The sequence below is a fragment of the Streptomyces panaciradicis genome, assembly GCF_023516615.1.
GTDB classification, from domain to species: Bacteria; Actinomycetota; Actinomycetes; order Streptomycetales; family Streptomycetaceae; genus Streptomyces; species Streptomyces panaciradicis.
The window spans coordinates 1-20883 of the sequence record NZ_JAMGBF010000151.1; the positions used below are offsets into that span (position 1 = coordinate 1).

The following is a 20883-nucleotide window of genomic DNA, read 5'->3' on the forward strand; positions in this document are numbered from 1 at the left end:
GGCGGGCCGCCAGCGCCTCGCGGGCCGCCTGGCGGGCGTGCCGGCGACGCCAGTACGGGTTGTCGTGCGGCAGCTTGCTCGACACCCGCCCGTACATGCCGAACGTCAGGATGATCAGCCCCATGATGAAGCTGAACAGGACGTTGGTCATGCCGAAGTCGAGGAAGTTGGCCGACCGGTCGAGGATGAAGATATGGACGAAGCCGCTCAGCAGGAACAGCGTCCCGACCACCATGTTGAGCGTCGACGCGAAGTTCCCGCCGACGATGCCGCCACCGATCAGGGCCAGGCCCACGACGACGGAGATCAGGCTGAGCACACCGTTGGTCGACATGCCGGCGATGCTCTGCCCGTCGGTGCTGAACGGGCTCAGCTCGTCGGCGAACCCGAGGACACCGAAGACCAGCAGGGTCAGCCCGCAGAAGGCGGCGCCGTACCGGTAGACCGTGGCCAGCTTGTGGTCCACGGGGAGCTCGTCGCTCAGTTTCATGGCGATTTCCTTTCCCGGTCCGCGAACGCGCCGTCGCGTTCCGCGGAGCAGCGTTCTACGTCGGCTGCTCGTGCACTATTCGTGACAAATCGGCCATACGGTTGCACGCTCGCGCGTCAAGATCGCGGCAGCGTCACGGCACCGGTCGCCGCGACCCGGCCCGCGGCCGTCACGACGAAGCGGGCTCCCCTGTGATCCGACGCGACGTCCACGGCCGCTCCCTGTACGGGCACCGGCGACCGGAGGTCGACGCACAGTCCCGCCACCGCGCGGGCCGTCATGCCGGAGGACAGCAGGACGGCCTGCCGGCCCGCTTCCAGTACGGCGAGAGCGGGCAGGTCCGCCGGGCGGCCCGGCAGGAGGACGGGATGGGCCGGGTCGCGCGGGACGATCATCAGCCGGCCCTGCGGCCCGCGGGCGAGCAGCACGTCGGGGTCGGAGACCGCGCCCACCGCGGCCGCCGCGGGGTGCAGCAGCGCGGAACCCGGCGCGACGGGAAGCGCCCCGGTCGCCGCCGGCGCCGCCGCGGCGAATCCGACGGCGCAGGTGGCGAAGCGTTGCCCCGCGTACAGGTATTCGGCGGTCAGGCGGAAGGAAGCCAGGGCGCCCCTTCGCAGCACGAGGTCGCTCAGCATCACCCGCGTCGACACCCGCGTGGCGCTGCCGCTCTCGACGGGCTGCGCACCCGGGTACAACCCGAGGTTCACCGACACCGCTTCGAGCGGCGGGTCCTGGCCGGGGCGCAGGTGTCGGCTCTGCACGGCCATGGCGAGCTGGCGGGTGGACTCGACGACGATCAGCGGGTGGTGCGAGACCGTGGTGGCGCGCTCGTTGAGAGGGTGCAACCGCGGCCATTGGCACTGCGCCTCGAAGAAGCGGTCACCCAGCCGGCGCAAGGTCAGCACCAGCATGCAGGCCATCGTCTCGAGCCGCAGACCGTGCCATGTCAACGGCTCGCCCGGGCCCCCGGCATCCTGCTCCCGTGGCATCCGGCGACCCGCGGCGACAGGGTCCTCGACCAAGGCCACCTGGTGCACTGCACTGTCCAGCATGAAGCCTCCTGATGCGCGGAGGGGCCCTCTGCGAACCCGTTGACACCGGGAGTTTCGCGCCGGGCCTCGCCGCCGGATGCGCCGGGCACCGAAATCACCACTGGACCCCCGGCCCCTGGAGGCCGCGGCCGGGTGTCAGGGGGCGGCGATGTGCGGGGGCCCGCCCCAGTCGGCGGCCGGGGTCCGCCGCAGCGCGTCGACGGCCACGGCACCGATGCGGTCGGCCAGGACCGACTCGATGACCGCGATCGTGGCCCGCGCCCGCTCGTGCACCCGCCGGCCCTCGGCCGTGGTGCGGATGAGGACGAGACCTCGACGCGAACCGAGCCGGGCCCGGAAAATTCGGCTGCGACCGGGACCGGCGCGTCCCTAGGATCGTCGTTCGGGGTGCCGGCCCGGCACCCCGAACGACGGCCGGTACTCGACACTGGGAGCCCGTGGCGCAATGAGCAGCCGCCTCTTCGCGATCTCCTTCGACGCGCATCGGCCCGAGAGCCTGGCGCACTTCTGGTCCGGCCTTCTGGGCTTGAAGAGAGCCGACGACGGCGACGGCGTCACTCTGCACTCCGGCAACGACGCCGGCTACCGCCTCGGCTTCCGGCCCGCGCGGACGGGGAAGGTCGCCCAGAACCGGCTGCACTTCGACCTGACCAGCTCATCCCCGGAAGACCAGCGGGAGCTCGTGGCCAGGGCGCTCGACCTCGGCGCGCGCCACGCCGACGTCGGCCAGGGGCCGGACGCGAGCCATGTGGTGCTCGCCGACCCGGAGGGCAACGAGTTCTGCGTCCTGGAGCCGGGCAACCGTTTCCTCGCCGGCTGCGGCACCCTCGGAGCGCTCGCCTGCGACGGCTCCCGGGCCGTGGGGTACTTCTGGAGCCGGGCGCTGGGCTGGCCGCTGGTCTGGGACCAGGACGAGGAGACGGCCGTCCAGTCGCCGAAGGGCGGCACGAAGCTCACCTGGGGCGGCCCGCCCCTGATGCCGGACCCCGGCAAGGACCTGCACCTCGAACTCACCCCGGACGGCGATCCGGAGGCCGAGGTCGGGCGGCTGGTCTCCCTGGGGGCGAAGCGTCCGGACTCCGCGCACGGCGGGAGCGGCGCGGTGGTGCTGGTCGATCCCGACGGCAACGAGTTCAGGGTGCTGACCGAGGGATGACGTGGTTGCCCGGCACCCGGGTCACCTCACCGAGCGCCGGCCCAGGGCCTGCTCGCGGACGAGGGCGCAGCTACGGCTGATCAGGCGCGACACGTGCATCTGCGAGATGCCCAGCCGGCTGGCGATGCTGCTCTGGGTCATGTCCTCGAAGAAGCGCATGTACAGGATCGCCCGTTCCCGTTCGGGCAGCCGGCGCAGGCCCTCCTTGACGGCCTCCCGGTCGAGGACGACGTCGTAGGACGCCTCTGTCGTGCCGAAGGTGTCGGCGAAGCTGTAGCCGTCGCCGTCGGAGGACATCTCGACGTCCAGGGAGAGGGTCTTGAAGCTGTCCATCGCCTCCATGCCCGCCGAGACCTCCTCCTCGGTGAGGCCGGTGTGGGCGGCGAGGTCGGCGACGGTGGGTTCGTGGCTGCCGGGTGCCTGGGTGAGTTCGCGGCGCGCCCCCCGGACCTTGTTGCGCAGCTCCTGCACCCGGCGCGGCACCCGCAGGGCCCACATCCGGTCGCGGAAGTGCCGCTTGATCTCACCGGTGATGGTCGGCACGGCGTAGCTCTCGAAGGCTCCGCGCGAGGGGTCGTAGCGGTCGACGGCCTTGACCAGGCCGAGCGCGGCCACCTGGCGCAGATCCTCGATGTTCTCTCCCCGGTCGCGGAAGCGGCCGGCGATCCGGCGGGCCATGGGCAGCCAGGCCTCGACGAGTTCGTCTCGCAGGGCGTTGCGTTCGGGGCCTTCGTCGAGCTCCGCGAGCCGGGCGAAGAGTGCCGCGGTGTCGGGGGCGTCGTCGTGGGCGCGCTGCGTCGTGGGGGTGGTGGGGGCGGTCGTGTGCGTGCCGGGACGGCTTGTCGACATGTCGATGAGCATTGCGGAATGGCTCCCCGAACGATCTGGGGCGGACCTGGAAGTCGTGGACCAGGCCGCCCGACGGTATGGCAGCAGTCAGGGTTCGCCGCGGTGAGCCGCCGAGTCGTGGGGGACTCGTAGGGGGCAGGTCACCCGGCGTGCGCCTCCGGTCCGAAGCGTGTTCGGTCCGGTTGCCCCCCGGTCGGGGTAGCAAACACCTCGATCGCGGAACGTGTGCCGGTTCGTCCCCGAGGCGGCGCGCCGGCGGCAGAGGCCCTCGCGACAGGGGTGTCGGGCAGGTGTGGATCCACCGGCGCGGGGCACCAGAAGATCGCTCAGGGCCGCTGAGCGCGGTGCACGGGGTGAACCTCCTGCCTCACGCGGCCTGACCCGCGGCCGTCGGCCGCGCTGTGAGTCGTGTCCTGTGGGGAGAGGGAAAAAGAGTCATGCTGCTTCCGGCCGAGAAGGATCTGCGCGCCGTACTGGACCGTTTCGAGCAGGCGCGTGTCGCGCACGACGTGCATCCGTCCGGACGTACGAGCCGGGCGCTGGAGGACGCCACCTACACGCTGTGCGTGATGACCGGCTCCCGCACCGCCGAACAGGCCGTCCCGGCCGCCCACGCCCTCCTCGACCGCTACGCCGCCGCCGAGCGGCAGGCGCCGGCCCAGCAGGACAAGACGCTGGCCGCGTAGGGCGACGGCGCGTCGTCCGCCGACTTCACCGCTGGGTGACCTCGGCGCGGCCCGGACCCTGCTCATCTGAAAAGAGATCAGTTCAGACGGGCGGCGTTGTGTCTATTTGTCCGGGCTCTGGGCACTTGGAGGACCTGAAGGCCCCCGCGCCCTCAGCCCGGGACGCACGTCCCGGACGCGCCGACGTTCTCGCAACACCTCAAGGAGTGCCGTGAACATGCGCATGGGAGTCGAGGAGGAGTTCCACATCCTGGAGGTGGAGAGCGGGCTTCTCGTGCCGCGCGCCGACCAGGTGCTGCGACGGCTGCCCCGGCGGAATTTCACCGCGGAGATGCACCAGTCCACCGTGGAGTCCAACAGCGAGGTACACGGATCCCTGGACGACCTGTACACGGATCTGGCGGGAATGAGACGGCGCCTCGACCACGCCGCCTCCTCACTGGGGCTGGCGGTGGTGGCCGCGGGCACGGCCCCTCTGGCACCGGCCGCGTCCGGCCATCCCACCGCCGATCCCCGCTACCACCACATGGTCGAGGAGTACCGCCAGGTCGCCGACGAGCAGCTCATCTGCGGCGCCCAGGTCCACGTGGACGTGCCCGACCGCGACACGGCGGTGGGCATCATGTGCCTGATCTCGCCCTGGCTGCCCGTCCTGCTGGCGCTGTCCGCCAGCTCGCCGTTCTGGCAGGGGTCCGACACCGGCTACGCGAGCTGGCGCACGCTGCTGTGGCAGCGGTGGCCGACCGCGGGCCCGGTGGGCTGCTTCTCCAGCGCCGCCGAGTACGACGCCGCCGTCGAAGGACTCGTCCGCAGCGGAGTCATCAGCGACGCGGGGATGATCTACTACGACCTCCGGCCCTCCGCGCACCTGCAGACGCTGGAGCTGCGTATCTGCGACGCCTGTCCCCGCGTGGAGACCGTCGTCCTCGTCGCCGGGCTCTTCCGTGCCCTGGTCACCGACGCCCTGGAGCGCCGGGCGGCCGGCGCGGCGGTGTGCGACGGCCGGCACGAGTGGGTGCGCGGCGCGTCCTGGCGGGCCGCCCGCTCCGGTCTGGGAGGAACCCTGGTGGACCCCGGGACGCGAGGGGAGGCCCCCGCCGGTGAGGTCGTACGCAGGCTGCTGGCCCGTCTGCGTCCGGCACTGGAGGCCCACGGGGACTGGGAGGCCGTCAGCCGGCTGGCCCAGTCGGCGCTCGCCGACGGCGACGCCGCACGGCGCATCCGCCGGACCGCCCAGGAAGAGGACCTGCTGGCCTGCACCGACATGCTGATCGCCGAGACCCGCGGCGAGCGCCGGGACCGCAGAAGGACACCCGCCGGAGGCCGCAGGATCCCCTTCTCCGTCCCCGGCTCCGCCTCCGGAGCGCCGGAGGCCGTCGGCCGCTGATGCGCGGCCCCGGCGCACGGGGCCGTCCTTTCCCACACCCCAGGGAGGTTTCGTCATGCCCAGCCATACCGCCCGGGCCGCGACCGGCAGGTGCGGTCGCGGCCCGGCCCGTCCGTCGCGACCCGCGGCCGTCACCGCGCGGAAGGGTGGTGACGCGCCGTGTGCGGTCTGAGCGGGGAGATGCGTTTCGACGGCCGGCGGCCCGACGTCGCCGCCGTCCAGCGCATGAGCGACCGGCTCGCCGACCGCGGGCCCGACGGGCACGGCACCTGGACGCGGGGCGCGGTGGCGCTCGCCCACCGGCGGCTGAAGATCATCGACCTGTCCGACCTCGGAGCCCAGCCGATGACCGACGCCGACGGGGAGATCACCGGCGTCTTCAACGGCTGTGTCTACAACTACCAGGCACTGCGGGAGGAACTGCGCGGCCTGGGCCACCGCTTCGTGTCGACGTCCGACACCGAGGTGGTGCTGAAGGCGTACCGGGAGTGGGGCACCGCCTGCGTCGAGCACTTCCACGGCATGTTCGCCTTCGCCCTGTACGAGCACCGCACCGGCCGGCTCGTGCTCGCCCGCGACCGGCTGGGCATCAAGCCGCTGTATCTCGCGCCGGCACCGGACAGGCTGCGGTTCGCCTCGTCGCTGCCCGCGCTCCTCGCGGCCGGCGACGTCGACACCTCGCTCGACCCGGTGGCCGTCCACCAGTACCTGAGCTGGCACGCCACCGTCGCGGCGCCCCGCACCGTCCTCAACGGCGTGCGCAAGCTGCCCCCGGCCACCGTCCGGACCGTCGAGCCCGACGGCAGCCATCGGGACCACCGCTACTGGCAGCCGTCGTACACCCGCCGGCCCGAGTACGCGGGCATGAGCGCCGACGAATGGCGTGACGCGGTGCTGGACGCCCTGCGCACCGCCGTGCGCCGCCGGATGGTCGCCGACGTCCCCGTCGGCGTGCTGCTCTCCGGCGGCCTGGACTCCAGCCTGATCGTCGCCCTGCTCGCCGAGGAGGGCCAGCGCGATCTGATGACGTTCAGCGTCGGCTTCGAGGCCGAGGGCGGGGAGGAGGGCGACGAGTTCCGGTACTCGGACCTGGTCGCCCGCGAGTTCGGCACCGACCACCACAGGACGACGGTTCCCTCCGCCCGCGTGTCGGCGGCGCTGGACGACACCGTCGCCGCGATGAGCGAACCGATGATCAGCCACGACGTGGTCGCCTTCCACCTGCTGTCCGAGCAGGTCTCCCGCGAGGTGAAGGTCGTGCAGAGCGGGCAGGGCGCCGACGAGGTGTTCGCCGGATACCACTGGTACCCGCAGCTGGCCGCGGTCGCGCGCGAGGACGAGCCGGAGCGGTACGCCGAGACCTACTTCGACCGCCCGCACGCCGACCTCGCCCGCGTCCTGCAGCCGCACATGCTGCCGTCGCAGGACGTCTCGGGCCGCTTCGTGACGGAGCACATGGCGCACCCGGGGGCCGAGACCGCCCTGGACGCGGCACTGCGGCTCGACACGCACGTCATGCTCGTCGACGACCCCGTCAAGCGCGTCGACAACATGACCATGGCGTGGGGGCTGGAGGCCCGGGTGCCCTTCCTCGACCACGAACTGGTGGAACTGGCCGCGGCCTGCCCGCCCGAACTCAAACTCGCCGACGGCGGCAAGGGCGTCCTCAAGGAGGTCGGCCGCAAACTGCTGCCCCGGGAGGTCGTGGACCGCCCCAAGGGGTACTTCCCCGTGCCGGCCATCCGGCACATGGCGGGTCCGGTCCTCAAGCGCGTGCGCGAGGCGCTGGAGGCACCCGAGGCGAAGACGCGCGGACTGTTCCAGGAGTCGTACGTCAGCGAACTGCTCGCCGCGCCCGACGAGCACCGCACCAAACGCGGAGCCAACGCCCTGTGGCAGGTAGCTTTGCTGGAGACATGGCTGCAGACGCACGGCATCACGTGACAGGCCGGCCGGCCACGAGCACCGCGCGGACGGTGCCCCTCGGCAACGGGACCGCCCCCGTGGCGGTGCCCCTGCCCGAGGCGGCGGGCCCGCGAGAGGCCGTCACCCGGCTGCGCGCCCACGGCTGCTGGTATCCCTCCGCCGACCCCGACGGCGCCGAGGCGGCCTTCATCTGCGACCGCGGAGGCGTCCCCCAGCTGTGGGCCGGCCCGGTCCAGCAGGACGAGGTCCGGCTGCTCGACGCCTCCCCGGACCCCGTCACGGAGGTCTCCTGGGCACCGGACGGCCGCTGGATCGCCTACACCGCCGCACCCGGCGGCGGCGAGCACACCCGGGTGCTGTGCGTACGGCCCGACGGCACCGGCCGCCGCATCCTCGCCGGGGCCGACCCGGACACCTCCGCCTACCTCGGCTGCTGGGCGCGCGACGGATCGGCCGTGGCGGTCACGGTCGCCGTGCCCGCGGTCCGCACGTCGGAGGACGGTCCGCCCGACGGGACCGCGGCCTCCCTCGCCGCGCCCACGCACCGGCCCGGTGACGGGCTGTCGGCCTATCTGCTCGACCCCGACGGACTGGCGTCCCCGGTCCTGCTGGCCACCGAGGCCGACGCGGCCACCCTGCGGGTGTGCGACCTGAGCTTCGACGGCTCCCTCGCCCTGCTGCGCCGCGGGCCGCGCGGGCGACGCGAGGCGGTCGTCCGGCGCACGGCCGACGCGGCCACCACCTGCACCATGCCGGTGGCCGACGGCGATCCGTGGATCGGCCGCTTCTCGCACGACGGGCGGACGCTGTGGCTACGCACCGACGCCGACCGCGAGTTCGCGGCGCTATACGCCCTCGAACTCGACGCGGACGGCACGCCGCGCGCCGCCACGCCCGCGGCGCACCGCCCGGACAGCGGGCTGGAGCTGCTGTCGATGGCCCAGGACGGCCGTACGGCCGTGCTCGTCTGGAACGTGCAGGGCGCGAGCGAACTCGAACTGCTGGAGACGGCCGCGGCACGACCGGCCCCGGACGCCGCCGGGCCGACGCGGCCGGTGCCCCTGCCGCACGAGGTCGTCACCCGGGCCGTGGCGGCCGGGGCGGGCCGGCTGCTGCTCGCGCTGTCCGGCTCACGACGCCGACCGGGGGTGTGGTGGGCCTACGAAGGGGTGTCCCTGCTGCGCACCCCGTGGTCCTCCCGCGACGAGGACGCCGTCGCGCCCGGCCGTCCGCCCGTGCGGCCCGTCCCCCTGCACCTGAGGGCGAGAGACGGCCTGCCGCTGAGCGGCTGGCACTACAGGGCGCCGGGACGCGCCCAGGGCGAGCCGGCACCCTGTGTGCTCCACCTCCACGGCGGCCCCGAGGAGCAGGAACGCCCGGTCTTCAACCCCCTGTACCACGAGCTGCTCGGCCGGGGACTGGACGTCTTCGCCCCCGACGTCCGCGGCTCCTCGGGCCACGGCAGGTCGTTCGTCGACGCGGACCTGGGCACCGGCCGGTTCGCCGCCCTGGACGACGTCGCGGACTGCGCCGCGCACGTCGTCACGGCCGGCCTCGCCGATCCGACCCGGCTGGCGGTCATGGGGCGCTCCTACGGCGGCTATCTGACCTTCGCCTCGCTCGTGTGGCACCCGGACCTCTTCCGTACCGGGGTGGCCGTGTGCGGCATGTCCGACCTGCTGACCTTCTTCGCGGGCACCGAGCCGTGGATCGCGGAGTCGGCGGCACACAAGTACGGTCACCCGGTCCGCGACCGCGCGCTGCTGCGCTCCCTGTCCCCGATGAGCCGCGTCGGCGCCCTGCGCGTCCCGCTGCTCGCGGTCCACGGCGAGCACGACACCAACGTGCCGCCGGGGGAGTCGGAGCAGTTCGTCCGGGCGGCGCGAGAGCGCGGGGTCGCGGCCGAACTGCTCACGCTGCGGGACGAGGGCCATGAGTTCCTGCGCGCGGACAACCGGCGTCTGTTCCGGCGGACCGCCGCGGACTGGATGCAGCGGCACCTGAGCTGACCGTGGGTGCCCGCCTGCTCAGGGCAGGTACATGCGCAGGGTCACGGCGGCTCCCGTGGTCCCCGTGGTGATCGTGAGCCGATCGGTGAGCAGGTGGGCCAGCCACAGTCCCCGGCCACCCGTGCTGTCCAGCTCCGGAGGCGTCCGGGGAAGCTCGGGCGTGAACCCGGGGCCCGTGTCGGTGATCAGGCACTCCAGTGCGCCGTCGAGGCGCCGCAGCACCAGGCGGCCGCCACCACCGGCGTGCTCGACGGCGTTGCAGGCGATCTCGTCGACGGCCAGGACGAATTCGCCCAGGCGGCTGCCGTCGAGGCCCTCCTTGGCCGCCGCGCTCTCGACGAGGGCCCGCAGCAAGGCCAGGCAGTCGGCCGTGAACGACTGCTCCAGCAGGGTCTCGTCCGCGCGCTCGACCGATTCCTCGGAGAAGTTCAGCATCCGACCCGCACCTCGCTCAGCGTGAGCCGGGGCACGGAGGCCGCGCCGAGTTTGCGGAGGATTCCGGCGTGCAGGACCGAGCAGCGGATCTCGATCCGCTTGTGATCGGTGGCCAGTTGGACCTGGCGCAACAGGTCGAAGGCGCAGTGGACGCCGAGGAAGTGCAGGTGCGTGAGGTCCAGCAGCATGTGGCCGCGGTCGGCGGTCTGCGCCAGCCCCTCGGTGAGGGCGGTCCGGAACTGGTCCAGGGTGGTCAGATCGGCGTCGCCGGCGAACCGCACCGCGTCCTCGTCGGGGATCGACAGCAGGACCCCCAGGTAGTCGTGGAGGCGGCGGGGGTGGGCGTCGTGCATGGCCTCCACCACCTCGGGGGCGAACCAGCCGCGGTCGTAGGCGCAGACCTCCGTGTAGGCGCGGCCGTGGAACAGGTGCTCCACATGGGTCTCGCGGTGCACGACCCCCGCGACGTCGGCGTCCATGTCCGGCACCCAGCGCATGTCGATGAACGTGCGCAGTCCCGTGTACCCCTCGCGCCGGGCCCGCGCGATCTCCTCCTGCAGCCGTGCCGTCTGCCGGTCGACGGTGAAGGCGCGGTCGGGGCGGATCACCTCCCGCATGCTGCTGAGCACCAGCTGCCCGCGCGCCCTGGCGGCGGACGCCTGCGGGCCGTACGCGTCCAGGCGGGTCAGGACCTCCCGCTGTGGCACGTCCGGGTCGGCGAGCACCATCACCTTCTCGTGGCGGGCGAGGCCCAGCCAGACGTACGCGGTGAGCACCTGCCAGCGCGACTCTCCGACGCCGTACCCCACGAAGGCGTGGTCACCGGGCCTGAGCCGCTGCACCGGAACGAGGCCGGCGCAGCCAGTCTGCCTGTCGTGCATCGCAGCGTCTCCTCTGGTGGCGGCCCGCTCTCCGGAGCTGCGTGGCACCACACCGTAGCCGCCCGCGCTGCTCCCACCCCCACCGCGAACACATCTGCATCCCGAAGGGCATCGCCTGCGCACAGCCGCCCACTTGGTGATCGTTTCCGACCGCCTCGGGCGAGCCCTACCGGCCGTCGGGAGCGGGCCGCCGCACCGGGACCAGATCGGCGAGGCCGGAGACGGTGAGCAGGGGCCGCAGGAGCGCGTCGGCGATCAGCTCGATGCGTTCGGCGCGTGCGAACAGCACGTTGAGACCGGCGCTGTCGAGGTACTCCACGCCGGTCAGATCGACGACGACATGCCCGGTCAGGTGATCGAGCGCGTCGGCGAGACGGCGGCTGTTGCTCATGTCGATCTCGCCCGTGGCCGTCAACAGCGCGGTGCCGTCGGCGGTCCGTCCGGGGGCGAGGGTCAGCGGTGCAGATGTCACGGGATCCTCGTATGCATCTCGACGCTGGTGCCCGACGGGCCGGGCGTGACGGTCACATGGCTGGACAGGGCGTGCATGATGCCGATACCCCGGCCGCGCAGGGAGGAGGGGTCGGGTTCGCCGGTCTTCCAGGTCCCGCTGTCGGCGACGGTCACGTGCACGCGGTCGGTGAGGATCTCGGCGTTCAGCCGGATGGTCCCGCCCGGGCTGTCGCGATGGGCGTGCTCGACGGCGTTGGCGCAGGCTTCGCCGGTGGCGATGAGGATGTCCAGGGCGGTGCGCACGGGCAGTTCGCAGCGGGTGAGCCAGTCGCGCAGGGCGCCACGCGTGGTGGCGAGCTGTCCCGACTCCGCGGGAAAGGCGATCTGCAGGGGCGCCGGGTGGCGGTAGAGCAGCAGGGCCACGTCGTCCTCGTACCCACCCGCGGGAGCCAGTGCGGCCATGACGTGGTCCGCCAGTTCCGAGGGGGGGAGGTCACGGCCGGTCTGCAGGGCCTCGCCCGCCACCTGGATGCCCTGGTCGAGCACCTGGTGCCGGCGTTCGACGAGGCCGTCCGTGTACAGCAGCAGGGTGGACCGGGCGGGCAGTTGGCACACGGTGTCGGAGCGCTCGCGGCCGGGACGGACGGCCAGCGGCAGACCTCGGCCGCCTTCGAGCAGGCGCGTGGTGCCGTCGGGAAGGGCGAGCACGCTCGGCGGGTGCCCGGCACTGGAGTAGGTGAGGGTCCCGGTGTGCGGATCGAGCACTCCGCAGAAGACGGTGGTGCAGAAGGCGCCCGGGATGCCGCCGGCGAAGTGGTCGAGCGCCATCAGGGTGCGGGCGGGGCTGGGGTCCTGCAGGAACAACGCACGGCAGGCACTGCGCAGTTGGCCCATCACGGCGGCCGCCTCCAGACCGCGCCCGACGCAGTCGCCGACCACGATCCCGGTGCGGTCGTCCGGAAGGGAGATGACGTCGTACCAGTCCCCGCCGATCTCCAGCGGCGGAGTGGCCGGTTCGTAGCGCGCGGCGAAGCCGGCGGGCAGCTGGGAGGGCCCGAGGATGGCGCGTTGCAGGGTGAGCGCGGTGTCGCGCTGCTGGTCGATCTGGTGGGTGCGGGCCAGCGCCTGGGCGAGGTGGCCGGCCAGCAGCGCGAGCAGCAGTTCGTCCTGGCCGCTGAAGCGGCGGGCGGCGCCCAGTTCGATCCACAGGGCCAGGGGGCCGTCGGGGTGCTCCAGCAGGACCCCCGCGCCGGTGCCTTCGCACACGGGGCTGAGCGGGGGGTGGTGCTGCAGTTTCTCGATGACCTGCTGCCGTGGTGCGGGAAGGTCCTTCCAGGACAGCGGGCCGGTGACGGTCAGCGCGGGGGGTTCGTCCGCGGGGAAGAGCGCCGTGAGGACGTACTCGGCCTGCCACAGGTGCTGGAACTGGCCCAGAGCCGTCGTCAGCGCCTCGTCCACGCTCGCGGTCTCGGCCAGGGCCGTGCTGAGGGCGGCCAGGGCGCTCTCGCGCTGGGCGGCGTACCGTTCCGCGGTGATGTCGCGGAAGGTGCCGACGATCATCCGCCGGCCGGTGTCCGGGTCGTGGGCGTCGTTGAAGGCCGCCCTGACCCACAGGCGGCGCCCGTCGCGGTGGATGAGCGGAAGGGTGTGGTTGCCCCGTCCCTGGCGCAGCAGCTCGGCGAAGGCGTCGGCCACGGCCCGGCGGGCCTCCGGGTCGGCCGCGGCGTCCGGCCACCAGGGATGCGGCGGCGCGCACGGCAGGATCGCGGAATCGTGGCCGAGCAGGGTGGTGAACGCGGTGTTGGTCTCCAGCACCACACCGTCCTCGTCCATGACGAGCAGTGCTTCCTGCAGGGAGTCCACCAGGGCGGTGCGCCAGCGCACGTGGTGGGTGCGCAGGTGGGCGAGTTCCACGTTGGCCCGCACCCGGGCCAGCAACTCCGCCGCGGCGAACGGCTTGACGAGGTAGTCGTCCGCGCCCGCGGTCAGTCCCTCGATGGCCGCCTCCTGCCCGGCGCGTGCGGACAGCAGCAGGACGGGCACCGAGGCGGTCCTGGTGTCCGAGCGCAGGGCGCGCACCAGGCTCAGCCCGTCCATCATCGGCATCATCACGTCGCTGACGATCAGGTCGGGCGGGTGGGAGCGGGCGGCGCAGAGCGCCGCCCGGCCGTCGCTGACCGCCTCGGTCTCGTAGCCGGCGCCGTCGAGGATGCGGACCAGGTACTCCCGCATGTCGGTGTTGTCGTCGGCGACCAGGACCCGGGCCCGCACCGGTGCCCCGGAGCCGGAGCCGGACCGTGGGGAGGCGGTGCCGGTGCCGGCCTTGTCGTGCACGCTGGTTCCGGTGTCGGCGGGCAGCCAGCGCAGCGCCTCCTGCACGAACGGGACGGCCACGGTCGACGCGGCCCGGGTCTGGGACGACGCGCGGACGGCGTCGGCGGGCAGGTGCGCGGAGCCGAAGGGCAACCGCACGGTGAAGCACGTACCGAGCTCCGGGCCGCTGTCCGCCGTGATGGTGCCGCCGTGCAGGGCGACGAGTTCGCGTACGAGGGCCAGGCCGATGCCGCTGCCCTCGTGCGAGCGCGCGCGGACACCGCCGACGCGGTGGAAGCGTTCGAACAGCCGGGGCAGTTCGTGGGCGGGGATGCCGACGCCGGTGTCCTGCACGGTGACCACCGCCCGGTCGGCCTCCTCGCGGACGGTGACGCGGATCGACCCGTCGAAGGTGAACTTCAGCGCGTTGCTCAGCAGGTTCAGGATCACCTTCTCCCACATGTCGCGGTCGATGTGGACGGGGCGGTCCAGCGCGGGGCAGTCGACGGTGAGCGTGAGGCCGGCCCGGTCGATGGCGGAGCGGAAGACGCTGGCGAGCTCCGCGGTCACGGCACCCAGGTCGACCGGCTCGTAGGAGGCCTGCATACGGCCGGCCTCGATGCGGGAGAAGTCCAGGAGGGTGTTGACGAGCTTCCCCAGCCGCAGCGCGTTGCGGTGGATCGCCTCCAGTTCCTCCCGGACCCGCGCGGGCGCGTCGGGGAGTTGTTCCTTCAGCTCCTGCACCGGTCCGGAGATCAGCGCGAGGGGGGTGCGGAACTCGTGGCTGATGTTGGAGAAGAACGTCGTCTTGGCCCGGTCGAGTTCGGCCAGTTCCTCGGCCCGCCGCTGCTGGTCGCGGTAGGCGCGGGCGGAGCCGATGCCCGCGGCGAGATGTCCGGCGACCAGTTCCAGGAACCCTTGGTAGCCCTCGTCGAGGGCGCGATAGCGGTTGAGGGCGGTGACGAGGAAGCCGTGCGGTGAGCCGCCCGGTTGCAGCAGCGGCAGCAGCAGGGCCTGCTGGGGCGGTTCGGGCCAGTCGCCGGTCGGCAGGCCGGCGGCGACGCCGGCGTCGAGCGGGACCAGCACCGGTGTGCCGTCGGTGAGATCGGCCCACGGCCAGGGGCGCTCCGCCTGCTCGGGCGACAGCAGGGGCGGTGCCGCCGGGTGCCCCGGCGGGATGCCGCTGGTGCAGCTCAGCCGAGCGCCGTCGTCCCCGAGGAGGTAGGTGAGGGTGAAGGGCAGGTCCGCGAGGTTCCGTTCGAGCTGACGGCCGAAGAAGGCCAGCGTCTCGCTCTCCGTGCGTACGACGGTGGGATCGGAGCCCAGGTCACGCAGCGTGGCCATCCTGCGCGCCCCGATCACGCGCTCGGTGTCCTCACTGACCACGCAGAGCAGGCCCACCACAGCGCCGTCGTCGTCGTGCAGGGGGCTGTACGAGAACGTGTGGTAGGTCTCCTCCCGGTAACCGGAGCGTTCCGGGAACAGCAGCAGGGCCTCGTCCCAGGTGGCCTCGCCCGAGGCGAGGACGCGGTCGACGCGGGGGCGCACGTCGGACCAGATCTCCGACCACACCTCGCTCGCCGGCCGGCCCAGGGCCCACGGGTATTTGCGTCCCAGCGTGTCGCGGCGGTAGGCGGCGTTGCAGAAGAAGGTGAGGTCGGGACCCCACGCCATCCACATGGAGAACCGCGACGACAGCAGGATGCGCACCGCCGTCAGCAGACTCTGCGGCCAGTCCTTGGGCGGGCCCAGAGGAGTGGCCGCCCAGTCGACGGCCGCGAGGTCGTCGCCGATCTCCGGATCGGCGGCGAAGGCCTCCGTCCAGGTCGCGCTGCTCCGGTCGTCGTCGCTCCGGTCGGTACTTCTGTCCGCGTGCCCCACCCGATCCCTGCTTCTGTCGCTAGAGCCGGCGGAAGGCCGGACGTGCACTGTCCCGGCTTTCCGCGATGTCGGCAGATATTCCGCCGCGGACTCCGTCACGGATGCAACCACGTGCGTTCGAAGCCTCCCATGAAAAAGAGATGTTTGTTCGAGCGTGGACGGTGCACACGAAGAGCTAACACAACCTTTATGCGACGAAGTGGAGACGGACAATGGGCATCATCGCGTGGATCCTCATCGGCCTGCTGGCCGGCGCCATCGCCAAGGCCCTGATGCCGGGCAAGGACCCGGGCGGCATCATCATCACCATGCTCATCGGCATCGCGGGCGGTCTGCTGGGCGGCTGGCTCGGCAAGGTGATCTTCGGTGTGGACTCCATCGACGGATTCTTCGACCTTTCCACCTGGATCGCAGCCATTGTCGGCTCCCTGATTCTGCTGGCTCTCTACCGCGTCTTCGTGGGCAACCGACACTCGCACCGCCACGCCTGACGGCGTCGATGACCTGAGCCTTCGGGCTTCCTGGGACGGCTCCCACCCCTGAACGGGGGAGGGAGCCGTCCCCTTTTCGCGTCCTTGTCACGGGACGGTCCGGTAATCCGGGCCGGGTGGGGTAAGGGGATTGCGTTCAGCCTGTGTTGAGAAGGAGCCGAGGATGACCGATGACGCCTATCTGTTCCTGCTGGGAGACGCGTCCGCGCAACTCGGGGTGAGCCCCGCAGCCGTCGGTGACCTCGCCTGCATGGACACTCCCGCGGTCCGCGCGTGGCTGGACGCACAGGGCAGTACGGCGACGTCGCCGCACCTGCGTCTGCTGCCGCCGGAGGAGACCGCGGCGATCCCCGAGGGCGCCGAACGGCTTCCGGTCCCGCTCAACGACGAGGAGTTGAGCCGGGTCCGCCAGGCGATGTCGCCCGAGCCGCACGCCCGGCTGGAGGAGGAACTGCTCGCGTACCGCGACTGCGCCGACGGCCGGGACGCGCTGATCGGACGCGCTCTGGCCGCCGGTGTGGCGCCGCACCGCATCGTCGAGCTGACCGGGGTGGATCCGGCGACGGTCACAGCGGCCGCGAACGGCTGACCGAGACAGGCGCGGGGCAGGGGAACCGACGTGTTGCGTTCCCGCGCCCCGCGTGTGTCACCCGTTCGCTAGCCGCACGTCAGCGTGGGCTTCGCCCAGTCGCCGTGGTCGTTGCCGTTTCCGTCGCCGGCGTCGCCGACCTTCAGTTCGATCACCTGGGCCCCGCTGACGTCGACGTCGATCGGTACCGCGGCCTGTCCGCCCCGGAGCGTCGGCGTGGTGACCAAGGTCTTGCCGTCGGCGATCACGGAGAACGTCACCGTCCCCGCACCGCCCGTCTCGTCGTCGACGCCGACGTCCGCCGTCAGCCGCGAGCAGTGCCCGGCGAGATAGAGCTCGACGTCGCTGACCGCGTTGGTGCCCAGGCCCTTGGTGTAGCCGGTCCCGGCGATGCGGATCGGACGGCCGTCCCCGGCCGCCTGCTCGCCGACGCTGCTGTCGCGCTCCACCGGTCCCCATCCGTTGGTGGCGGTCAGGAACGGCAGGTCGCTCACCGCGTTCTGGCCGGCCGGCGGGGCGGGCGGGATGCCGCCGACGATGCGCTCGTCCTCGCCCACGGCCTGCCGCCCGTGCTGCCGGTAGCGCACGGTCGCGGTGAGCGCGGAGGCGGACGGCAGGGTCCCGTTCGGCGGCTGGACCTTCCAGGTGAAGGTGGCCGACCCGCCGGCGGGGACGCGTGCGGCCGAGGTGGGACTCGTGGCGCTGACGCTCCAGCCGTCGGGCGCGGAGAGCGCGGCCGTCGGCCGGGACGCGGACGGCCCGCCCTTGGGCACCCGCAGCGTGGCCCGGGCCGTGAACGCCTGCCCGGACTGAGCGGTGTCGGGCACGTCCAGCAGGACGTCGGCTCCCGGACGCTTCGGCATCGCGTACCTGCGAGGGTCGTAGCGGGGGCTGTCGTTCTGCGCGACCCGCAGCGAGGAGGCGTAACTGCCGTAGTCGGTGAGGGAGACCCTGCCCAGGCCGCCGGTGCTGCCGTCGAGGTTCCACACGGCGATTGCGACGCTGTTGCGGCCGTTCGGATCGAGGATTCCGTCGGGTACCGGGAAGGTGTGCTGCGGGCCGAGGTAGTTGACGTAGTTGCCGACCTGCCAGCCGTTGACGAAGATCGTCGCCCGGTACTTGCGTGACGGGTCGTCGGTGAACGTCAGCCCGAGCGAGGTGTCCTGGCCGCGCGGCAGGTCGAGGTTCACGTCGGTGCGGTACCAGGAGACCCCGGGGCGGGTGTCGGCCGTGGGCAGGGCCACCCGGTTCCACTTGCCGTCGGGGTAGCCCGGCAGGGACCAGCCGGCCCGTTCGCCGTACAGGCCGCCCGTCGAGAGCGCGCCGCGCACGGGGTCCTGGAGGTCCTCGCCGCCGCGGACGCCCTGCACCCGCCAGGTGACGGAGGTCAGCGGCGCCCCCACGAGGGCGGCGCTGGTCAGGCCGCGCGGCGTCTTGTTGCCGTTGCTGGAGTTGTAGTCCTCCTCATGGCCCATGTTGACGGTGAGGACGGACAGGACGTTGTCGCCCTTCGCCTTCACCGAACCGGCCGGGAAGGAGAAGTCGGCACTGCCCGTCGTGGAGCTGCCCAGGAAGGTGCCGTTGAGCCACGCGGAGAACGCCTGCGCCCCGCCACCGGAGTCGGAGACCAGGTGGACGCCGGTCTCCTTTCCGGTGGCGCGGAAGCGGCCGCGGTACCAGGTGTTGCCGGTGTGGAAGCCGTAGTCGTCGGCGTACAGGACGGGGAGTGAGGTGGCGCCGGAGACGCTGTTGGTGGTGGTCCTGTCGGCCACCTGCCAGGTGGAGTCGTCGAAGCCGGGTGCCGCCTCGGGTGACTCCTCGGCGTGCTTCCAGTTCGTCAGGGCGGGCAGGTGTACCGCGGCGGCCACGGGGATCGTCCCGGTGAGGCTTTCCGTGTCCGTCACCCGGGTCTTCACCGTCCTGCCGTTCCAGGTGACGTGGTCGGCCGCGGTGAACACCTCGATGTTCTTGTCGTCGGCGTTGTCGCCGGTGAGCGCCACGGTGTGGCCGCCGTCGAGGCTGGTGGCGGTCCGCAGCAGGTGGGTGCCGCGCACGAGCACCGGTCCGCTCGCCGTGTCCTGGCGCCAGAAGGTCTTGGCGGTGTCCTTGTCGCCGACGAGCAGGGTCAGCGGGGGCTTTCCGCCGCCGGTGACGCCGATGCGGATCAGGCCCTTGTGGGTGTAGTTCAGCCGCAGGTCACCACTGGCCTCGTCCCAGGTGGTCGTGGCCGTGCCGCCGCTGGTGGTCACGGTGGGCCGGGAGGAGTAGCGCAGCACGGTCTCGCCGTCGCTGCCCGCGTCGCCGTAGAGCACGGCGACGTCCCGGTCGCCGATGGCCGCGCTGGTCATGATCTCGGAGGTCGAGTACTGCAACTGGGCGTCGCCCAGCCGGTAGTCGGCCGTGATCACGTGGGAGTCGCGGCCGTCGAGGGTGATCGCGGTGCCGGGCTGCTGGGGCACGACCGGGTAGGTGGGTTCCGCGGCGGCGGCCGTCGGCACGTCGATGGCGTCGATGGAGACGTAGTCGTCCGTGGACCCCGAGCTGTGCCTGCCGGCGACGACGATCTTCAGGGTGTGCGCGCCGGAGGGCAGGCCGGTCTTCTGGAAGAGCACCGCCTGGTTCTCGCCGCCGGAGTCGTCGACCGTGGCGACCTTGGTGCCGTCGAGGTAGACGTCGGCGTAGCCGTGGTTGTTCGTCTTCGAGCCGATCCAGCGGATCGCGGTGCCGTCGAAGGGGACGGTGAGCGAGTCGCCGGCCTTGTTGGAGAAGGACTCGGTGTGCTTGTAGTCGCCGCCGGTGTAGCTGGTGTCGGCGACGTGCGACCACGAACCGGTGTACTGCAGCGCGGAGTCGGGGTCGTCCCAGGTGTAGGAGGTGTCGTTCGCGGGCTGGGCGTTGAGGTCCAGCGAGATATGGGTTCTGTCGACCGCCGTGGACGTGGAGTTGCCGTGCCTCAGGATGTGGAACTGCGTCCTGGTGTCGAGGTTCATCCGGGCGGTGTCGACGATCGCCGAGTTGTCCGGCGGCGTGGTCCTGATGGCCTCGGTCTTGGTCAGCGGGGCGACCGACTGGGTGAAGTAGCCGATCAGCTTGTCCTCGTCGTACTTGGGATCGAGCTGCCGGGTCTCGCGGATCGCGGCCCCGTAGTCGTACGACGTGTAGTTCTGCGGCATGCCCAGCCAGCCCCAGTTGGTGCCGCCGTAGGTCATGTAGAAGCTCTGGGCGGTCGCGCCGACGGCTATGTTCTGCTTGTAGAAGACGTCGGCGAACCGGTCGTTGATCAGCTGGGCGCACTTGTCGTAGCCCGGGCCGCCCCAGGGGTCGAAGGCGCCGCCCTGGAACTCCGGCGAGTACAGCGGCTTGCCGGCCGGGTGGTCGTAGCTGATGTCGGGGACGCCGTTCCACTTCGTGGGGTTGGAGCAGTCGAAGCCCTGCGGGTAGGAGTCGGGACCGTCGACGTCCAGGGCGCCGGTGCCGGAGTTGAAGGTGCCGTTGTTGTTGCCGGTCAGCGGGACGGTGATGCCGTCGGCGCGGGCCTTGTCCTCCAGGTGCTTCATGTAGGAGTGGCCGGCGGCGGAGCCGTTGTAGTACTCGTTCTCCACCTGGTAGGCGATGACCGAGCCGGTGCCGTTGGTCAGTTGGTGGCGGGCGATGATCCGGTCGATCTGGCTCAGCCACTCGTCCGCGTACTTCAGGAAGCGCGGGTCGTCGCTGCGGTTGTTCTCGGCCTTCGTGGTCAGCCAGCCGGGCAGACCGCCGCTGTCGACCTCGGCGTTGATGTAGGGCGCGGGGCGGGCGATGACGTAGAGCCCGGCCTCCTGGGCCATGTCGAGCAGCTTGTCGACGTCACGGACGCCACTGAAGTCGTACACGCCCGGCCTGGGCGAGTGGTACCCCCAGTCGAAGTACAGCGACGTGGAGTTGAAGCCGGCGGCCTTCATCTTCTGGAAGATGTCGCGCCACAGGTCCGGGCTGGGGAGCCGGAAGTAGTGGAACTCCCCGGACCACAGGTAGGTGCGCTTGCCGTCGACGAGGAACGAGTAGTCGTCGAGGCTCACCGTGTGCGCCTGGGGAGCGGCGGCGGACACGGCGCCGGGTGGCCGCCCGCCGCCGTCCTGCGCCGTGGCGGGCGCGGTCGTGCCCGCGGCCAGGGCGAGGGTGGCGGCGGCGGAGAGGACCGCCTTCCACCATCGGCCGTGGCCGGGTCTCGCAGCTGTCGAACCGATCCGATCACTCAGCACTGCGGCCTCCATACCGCCTGAGCAATCAACATCCAACAGACTCA

At 72.1% G+C, this 20883-nt stretch carries 16 protein-coding genes; 7 read left to right on the forward strand and 9 right to left on the reverse strand.

Going from position 1 to position 20883, the window contains the following annotated elements; genetic code table 11:
* The 3 genes from M8J74_RS36005 to M8J74_RS36015 all read right to left on the reverse strand — a co-directional run.
* A partial coding sequence (locus tag M8J74_RS36005) for a DUF4383 domain-containing protein (protein WP_249840459.1) occupies nt 1-490 on the reverse strand: 490 nt, incomplete at its 3' end.
* 116 nt (nt 491-606) lie between these two features.
* Nucleotides 607-1542, reverse strand: coding sequence for a hypothetical protein (locus tag M8J74_RS36010; protein ID WP_249840460.1), 936 nt, complete (start codon nt 1540-1542; stop codon nt 607-609).
* Between the two features lie 135 nt (nt 1543-1677).
* Nucleotides 1678-1815, reverse strand: coding sequence for a hypothetical protein (locus M8J74_RS36015; protein ID WP_249840461.1), 138 nt, complete (start codon nt 1813-1815; stop codon nt 1678-1680).
* A 172-nt stretch (nt 1816-1987) separates the two neighbouring features.
* Between M8J74_RS36015 and M8J74_RS36020 the strand changes: the two genes are divergently transcribed.
* Nucleotides 1988-2698, forward strand: a complete 711-nt coding sequence (locus M8J74_RS36020) for a VOC family protein (RefSeq protein WP_249840462.1) — start codon at nt 1988-1990, stop codon at nt 2696-2698.
* Nucleotides 2699-2719: 21 nt separating this feature from the next.
* Here M8J74_RS36020 and M8J74_RS36025 read toward each other — a convergent pair whose 3' ends face one another.
* Complete coding sequence (locus tag M8J74_RS36025) at nt 2720-3559, reverse strand: SigB/SigF/SigG family RNA polymerase sigma factor (RefSeq protein WP_249840463.1); 840 nt, start codon at nt 3557-3559, stop codon at nt 2720-2722.
* A 425-nt stretch (nt 3560-3984) separates the two neighbouring features.
* Between M8J74_RS36025 and M8J74_RS36030 the strand changes: the two genes are divergently transcribed.
* From M8J74_RS36030 to M8J74_RS36045, 4 genes are all read left to right on the forward strand, one after another.
* Nucleotides 3985-4233, forward strand: a complete 249-nt coding sequence (locus M8J74_RS36030; RefSeq protein WP_249840464.1) for a DUF5133 domain-containing protein — start codon at nt 3985-3987, stop codon at nt 4231-4233.
* A gap of 217 nt (nt 4234-4450) precedes the next feature.
* On the forward strand, nt 4451-5620 hold the full coding sequence (locus tag M8J74_RS36035) for a carboxylate-amine ligase (RefSeq protein WP_249840465.1): 1170 nt from the start codon (nt 4451-4453) through the stop codon (nt 5618-5620).
* Between the two features lie 159 nt (nt 5621-5779).
* Nucleotides 5780-7564, forward strand: a complete 1785-nt coding sequence (locus tag M8J74_RS36040) for an N-acetylglutaminylglutamine amidotransferase (RefSeq protein WP_249840466.1) — start codon at nt 5780-5782, stop codon at nt 7562-7564.
* Entirely contained in the window at nt 7537-9555 is a 2019-nt protein-coding gene (locus M8J74_RS36045) for a S9 family peptidase (protein WP_249840467.1), read from the forward strand. Before M8J74_RS36040 ends, M8J74_RS36045 begins: the two co-directional genes overlap by 28 nt.
* Nucleotides 9556-9573: 18 nt before the next feature.
* On the opposite strand, the gene M8J74_RS36050 is transcribed toward M8J74_RS36045, so the two are convergent.
* From M8J74_RS36050 to M8J74_RS36065, 4 genes are all read right to left on the reverse strand, one after another.
* Nucleotides 9574-9990: an ATP-binding protein gene (locus M8J74_RS36050; RefSeq protein ID WP_249840468.1), complete on the reverse strand. Its 417-nt coding sequence runs from the start codon at nt 9988-9990 to the stop codon at nt 9574-9576.
* Nucleotides 9984-10871, reverse strand: coding sequence for an MEDS domain-containing protein (locus M8J74_RS36055; RefSeq protein ID WP_249840469.1), 888 nt, complete (start codon nt 10869-10871; stop codon nt 9984-9986). The genes M8J74_RS36050 and M8J74_RS36055 overlap by 7 nt, the downstream gene beginning before the upstream one ends.
* A gap of 166 nt (nt 10872-11037) precedes the next feature.
* Nucleotides 11038-11343, reverse strand: coding sequence for an STAS domain-containing protein (locus M8J74_RS36060; RefSeq protein ID WP_249840470.1), 306 nt, complete (start codon nt 11341-11343; stop codon nt 11038-11040).
* Nucleotides 11340-15317: a SpoIIE family protein phosphatase gene (locus M8J74_RS36065; RefSeq protein ID WP_249840489.1), complete on the reverse strand. Its 3978-nt coding sequence runs from the start codon at nt 15315-15317 to the stop codon at nt 11340-11342. The genes M8J74_RS36060 and M8J74_RS36065 overlap by 4 nt, the downstream gene beginning before the upstream one ends.
* A 413-nt stretch (nt 15318-15730) precedes the next feature.
* On the opposite strand from M8J74_RS36065, the gene M8J74_RS36070 reads away from it, so the two are divergent.
* Together M8J74_RS36070 and M8J74_RS36075 are read left to right on the forward strand one after the other, a co-directional pair.
* Nucleotides 15731-16009: a GlsB/YeaQ/YmgE family stress response membrane protein gene (locus M8J74_RS36070; protein ID WP_058921150.1), complete on the forward strand. Its 279-nt coding sequence runs from the start codon at nt 15731-15733 to the stop codon at nt 16007-16009.
* Nucleotides 16010-16172: 163 nt separating this feature from the next.
* On the forward strand, nt 16173-16598 hold the full coding sequence (locus M8J74_RS36075) for a DUF6003 family protein (protein WP_249840471.1): 426 nt from the start codon (nt 16173-16175) through the stop codon (nt 16596-16598).
* A 68-nt stretch (nt 16599-16666) separates the two neighbouring features.
* On the opposite strand, the gene M8J74_RS36080 is transcribed toward M8J74_RS36075, so the two are convergent.
* Entirely contained in the window at nt 16667-20839 is a 4173-nt protein-coding gene (locus M8J74_RS36080; protein WP_249840472.1) for a beta-galactosidase, read from the reverse strand.
* Between the last annotated feature and the right edge of the window lie 44 nt (nt 20840-20883).